We start from the raw sequence: 5,188 nt of genomic DNA on the forward strand, positions 1-5,188 counted from the left end.
GGATCCGCGTGACGAAGACGGCCCCCAGGAGGCCGATGACCGCGGCGGCGACGTAGAGCGAGATGTAGCCGCCCCAGAACGTGACGAACGGGTAGGCAATGAGCGGCGCGACGACCTGCGGGAGCGAGTTCGCGATGTTGATGACGCCGAGGTCCTTGCCGCGGTCCGCGGCCTTGGGGAGCACTTGGGTGATGAGGGCGAAGTCGACCGCGAGGTACGTCCCGAAGCCGATGCCGAGGATGCAGGCCCCGACGATCGCCCCAGGCCATACCGGGAAGAAGCCGATGGTCAGCGAGGCCGCCGCGATGATGACCGAGGAGCCGATCACGAGCGGCTTGCGCTTGCCCATGCGATCGGAGAGCTTCCCGCCGATCACGCTCGTGATGATCACGAACACGGCGTAGAGCCCCGTCAGGATGAGCACGCCGGTCGCGGGGTCGATGCCCTGAGTGTCCTTCAGATGCACCGCGTCCGTGAGGAAGAAGAGCAGGTACAGGGTGACCATGTGGTTGCCGATGTTCACGAGGAGCCGCGTGATCCACGCCCAGCCGAAGTCGGGGTAGCGGAGCGGGTTGACCCAGAAGCCCGCGAGGAACCGCCCGAGCGAGAACGGTCCGATCGTGGCACGGGGCAGCGGGTCGTCGGCCGCGCTCGTGAGGTAGAGGACCACGCCGAGGATGAGCGCGGCGCCGCAGATCACGTAGCCGAGCGCGAAGTTTCCGGCGACCACGGCCGCGATGACCGCCCCGAGAAGCACGCCAGCGGTCTGGCCCATGGCCCCCAGCCCGCCCACGGTGCCGCGCTGCTCGACCGGCGCCCGGTCCGGGATCGCGGCGGTGATCGCCGCGTACGCTCCGTTGGCGCCGAGCTGGACGAAGCACCACAGCGCGGTCGCGGCGGCGACGTTCGGGGCGCCCGCGAGGCCTAGGAGCGCGACCGTGCCCAACAGCGCACCGATGAGCACCCACGGACGACGGCGGCCGAAGCGACTCCACGTGCGGTCCGAGAACGCGCCGAAGAGCGGGTTGGCCACGAGGGCGACGGCGGCGCCCGCCCCCGTGATGAGGGCCAGGATGCCCTCCTTGTTGCTCGCGTCGAACGCCTGCGCCTGTTGGCCGATGAGCACCTGGATCGGGCCGAAGAACGCGGCGTTGATGCCGACGTTCACGAGCACGAGGCCCGTGATCCACAGGCCCTTGACCCGCTGGACGGGCTCTGCGAGCGCAGACTGGGGAACGTCCTCTTGGTGCGAGGCCCACGCGGTCATTCACGGCTCCCGGCTTGTGGTGGCCCCGGCCGTGGCCGAGGTGGTGCTGTCGCACTCAGATTAGTAGGACAGGAGCCCGCGCGGGCCATCGATGGCGCGCTCTCATCGAGTGTGTCTGAAGATAGTGCCGGCGCGTGGATTCATCGCGTCGCGACGATGTGCCGCGCTGCCTCCGCGATGGCCTCGGCGTCGATCCCGGCCCAGGCCATCAGCTCCTCCCCCGTGCCAGAGCCGGGCATCCCGCGGACCGCGAGGTGTTCGAGCTGGATGGCGGTCCGGCCGCCCTCGAGCAGGCTCTCGGCCACGGCCGAGCCGAGCCCGCCTTCGGGGTGGTGGTCCTCCGCGACGACGAACCGGCCGCCCGTCGCGCTCGACGCCGCGCGCAGGGCCGCCCCGTCGATCGGCTTGACCGAGTAGCAGTCGATGACCCGCGCGCGGATTCCCTCCTCCGCGAGCCGGTCCGCGGCCTCGAGGCATGCGTGAACAGTGACGCCGGCCCCCACGAGCGTCACGTCGCTGCCGTCCCGCAGCGTCTTGGACCCGCCCACTGCGAAGTCCTCGCCGGCGCCGTACAGAACCGGGTAGGCCCCGCGCGTCGTCCGCAGGTAGCTGATGCCGCTCGTCTCCGCCATGCGCTCGACGAGGGCGGCCGCGCTCGTCGCGTCGCTCGGGTACAGGACCGTGGAGCCGTGGACGGCTCGCATCATGGCGAGGTCTTCGAGCGCCATCTGGGACGGGCCGTCGGCGCCGATCTCGAGGCCCGCGTGCGAGCCCGAGAGCCGGAGGTTGGCCTGCGAGACCGCGCCCATGCGGATGAAGTCGTGGGCGCGGGTGAAGAACGCCGCGAACGTCGACGCGAACGGCTTGTAGCCCCGTACGCTCAGGCCCGTCGCCGCGGCGATCAGCTGCTGCTCGGCGATGAACATCTCGAAGTAGCGGTCGGGGAACTCCTTGGCGAACTGGTTGGCGTACGTCGAGTTGCTCACCTCGGCGTCAAGGGCGACGACGGCGGAGTCCGCGGCTCCCAGCGCGGCGAGGGCCTCGCCGTAGGCCTTGCGCGTCGCGATCTTCGCGCCGAGCTCGTACCGCGGGAGCTCGGCCTGGCGGGCCGTGCCCCGTCGAGGCGAGTCGCCGCCGTCGTGCTCTGCACCACCCTCTGCGCCACGCTCTGGACCACCCTCTGGAAGCGGCCCGCGCACCGTCAGCTCGCGCGGGCCTCCGAGCTCCGTGATGGCGCGCTCGGCCATGTCCTCGGGGAGCGGCTTCCCGTGCCAATCCGGCCTGTCCTCGATCTCGATGAAGCCCTTGCCCTTGATCGTCTTCGCGATGATCACGGTGGGCTGGCTGCGCGAGCCGTTGGCCGCGCCGTCTTCCGCGTTCGTGAGCGCTTCGTCGATGGCCGCAATGTCGTGGCCGTCGATCACGAGGACGCGAGCGCCGAACGCCTCGGCGCGGCGGGCGTACGCCGCGGTGTCCCACCCGAGATCGGTCTCGCCGCGCTGGCCTAGGCGATTGATGTCGAACAGGGCCACGAGGTTGGAGAGCTCATAGTGGGAGGCCTTGTCGAGCGCCTCCCAGATCGAGCCCTCCGCGAGCTCGCTGTCGCCGCAGAGCGCCCACACGCGGTACGGGAGCTTGTCGAGGTACTTCCCGGCGAGGGCGATGCCGACGGCGTCGGGGAGGCCCTGCCCGAGCGAGCCCGTGGCGACGTCGACCCACGGGAGCACAGGCGTCGGGTGGCCCTGGAGCCGCTGGCCGAAGCGCCGATAGCCGGTGAGCAGTTCGTTCTCCGAGATGACGCCGACGGCTCGGAACACCGAATAGACGAGCGGCGAGGCGTGGCCCTTCGAGAAGACGAGGTGGTCGTTGCGCGGATCGTCGGGCCGGTCCCAGTCGTAGCGCAGGTGCCGGCCCATGAGCACGGCCAGCAGGTCCGCGGCGGACATGGACGACGTCGGGTGACCGGATCCCGCGCTCGTGCTCGAGCGGATCGAGTCCACCCGCAGCTGCGCGGCCAGTTCGGCGACGGTCTCGAGATCCGGAATCGTCAGGGTCGTAGTCATGGCGTGACCTTCCGTGTCGACGGCGGTACGAGTACCTCCATTACCCGACGACGTCGGGCCGCAAGCAAGGTCTTAGCCAGCACGGGTCTCCCCGAGGGCGGACGCTCCCCTCGAGAGCGCAGGTTCCGTGCGAGAGCGCAGGCTTCCACGCCGGCAAACGTGCGCCCTCACGGCAGCAGTGCGCCCTCGCGGCAGCCAGTTCGGTCAGGGCGCCGGGGTCACAGCCTCCGCCCCGTACTGGTTCACCCTGTGCCAGTGCGTTCCCGGGCCGAGCTCCACGGGTTCGGCTCCCGGGAGCTCGAGGGATGCGGTAGCCCCCGTCGGCACCACGGCCTCGACCTCAAGGGCCCCTCCGTCCCCGAGCCGCCACGCGATCGACGCGGTCCCGTACGGCGTCTCATGCCGGGCCGAGGCGTGCGTGAGCCCACCGCCGGGACGCGGCCGGAAGAGGATCCGCCGGTACCCGGGCTCGGCCGGCGCGATGCCCGCCACGACGCGGTGCATCCAGTCCGCGACCGCTCCGAGCGCGTAGTGGTTGAACGAGGTCATCTCGCCCGGGTTCACCGTGCCGTCGGGGAGCATCGAGTCCCAGCGCTCCCAGATGGTCGTGCCACCCTGCGAGACCTGGTACAGCCACGAGGGGCATTCCTTCTCGAGGAGCAGCCCGTACGCAGCCTCGTCCTCGCCGGCGAGCGAGAGCGCGTCGGAGACCACTGGCGTCCCCGCGAACCCGGTGCCCACGCGATAGCCGTTCTCCCGGACGAGCTCGGCCAGGCGCCGGCCGGACGCGGCGCGAGAGGCCTCGTCCGGCAGGAGGCCGAACACGAGCGCGAGCGCATACGCGGTCTGCGCGTCGGAGGCCATGACGCCGTCGGCGTGCACGTACTCGTTCGCGAAGGCGGCCGAGACCTCGGCGGCGAGGGCCGCGTAGTGGCGTTCGTCGTCGTCCTTGCCGAGGATCCCCGCCGTCTTGGCGAGGTGCTCGGCGGAGCGCGCGAAGTACGCCGTGGCCACGAGGTACGGGTCCGTCATGGCGCGTGTGGGGTCCTCGGGCGGGGCGGTGGGGTCGAGCCAGTCGCCGAGCTGCTGGCCGTTCGCCCATACGCGGGACGGGCCTGCGAGCCGATCCATGAGGTCAACCCACGCCTTCGCGCTCTCGTACTGCTGGGCGAGGACGCCGGCGTCGCGGAAGCGCTCGTAGAGGGTCCACGGGGTCAGGACGGCGACGTCGCCCCACACGGCGCCGGGCCGGATGGGGGTCCAGTAGTCGCCGCCCGGGATCACGGGCACGTACCAGGGCACGGTGCCGTCCTCGAGCTGCTCTGCCGCGACGTCCTTGAGCCACGACGCGAGCATGCCCGAGCAGTCGTAGAGGAAGCTCGCGGTCGGTGCGAAGACCTGGATGTCGCCGGTCCAGCCCAGGCGCTCGTCGCGCTGGGGGCAGTCAGTAGGAATATCCACGAAGTTCCCGCGCATGCTCCACAGCACGTTCTCGTGCAGCCGGTTGACGTCCGGATCGGAGCATTCGAACCAGCCCGTGCGCTCCATGTCCGTGTGGTAGACCCCCGCGACGATGCCCTCGAGGGGGTCGCCGCCGGTCCATCCGTCCACCTCGGCGTAGCGGAAGCCGTGGATCGTGAAGCGCGGCTCCCACGTCTCGGGGCCGCCTCCGGCGAGCGTGTAGCGGTCCGTCGCGTCGGCCCCGCGCAGGGGCCGCGTGTAGAGCTCGCCGCCCTGGAGCACCTCGGCGTGGCGGAGGGTGACGGTGTGGCCGGGCGCGCCGTCAACCGTGATCGCGAGGCGTCCCACGAGGTTCTGGCCGAAGTCGAGGAGCAGCTTGCCCGAGGGCGCGGCCCAC

The 5,188-nt window shown here is 71.1% G+C and carries 3 protein-coding genes; all 3 read right to left on the bottom strand.

The features are described 5' to 3' along the window. On the bottom strand, positions 1 to 1,267 hold a 1,267-nt coding region (locus ACLN58_RS17400), incomplete at its 3' end, for an MFS transporter (RefSeq protein WP_415856506.1). Positions 1,268 to 1,407: 140 nt separating this feature from the next. Then, positions 1,408 to 3,330: a transketolase gene (locus ACLN58_RS17405; RefSeq protein ID WP_415856507.1), complete on the bottom strand. Its 1,923-nt coding sequence runs from the start codon at positions 3,328 to 3,330 to the stop codon at positions 1,408 to 1,410. A gap of 204 nt (positions 3,331 to 3,534) precedes the next feature. Continuing rightward, positions 3,535 to 5,188 (bottom strand): family 78 glycoside hydrolase catalytic domain (locus ACLN58_RS17410; RefSeq protein ID WP_415856508.1); only part of this gene is annotated, 1,654 nt, incomplete at its 5' end.

The sequence above is a fragment of the Sinomonas sp. G460-2 genome, from assembly GCF_047759905.1.
In the GTDB taxonomy this organism is placed as follows: Bacteria; Actinomycetota; Actinomycetes; order Actinomycetales; family Micrococcaceae; genus Sinomonas.

Excerpts from the sequence above, each read along its gene's own strand:
- ACLN58_RS17405 (WP_415856507.1), bottom strand. The coding sequence starts at position 3,330 with ATGACTACGACCCTGACGATTCCGGATCTCGAGACCGTCGCCGAACTG.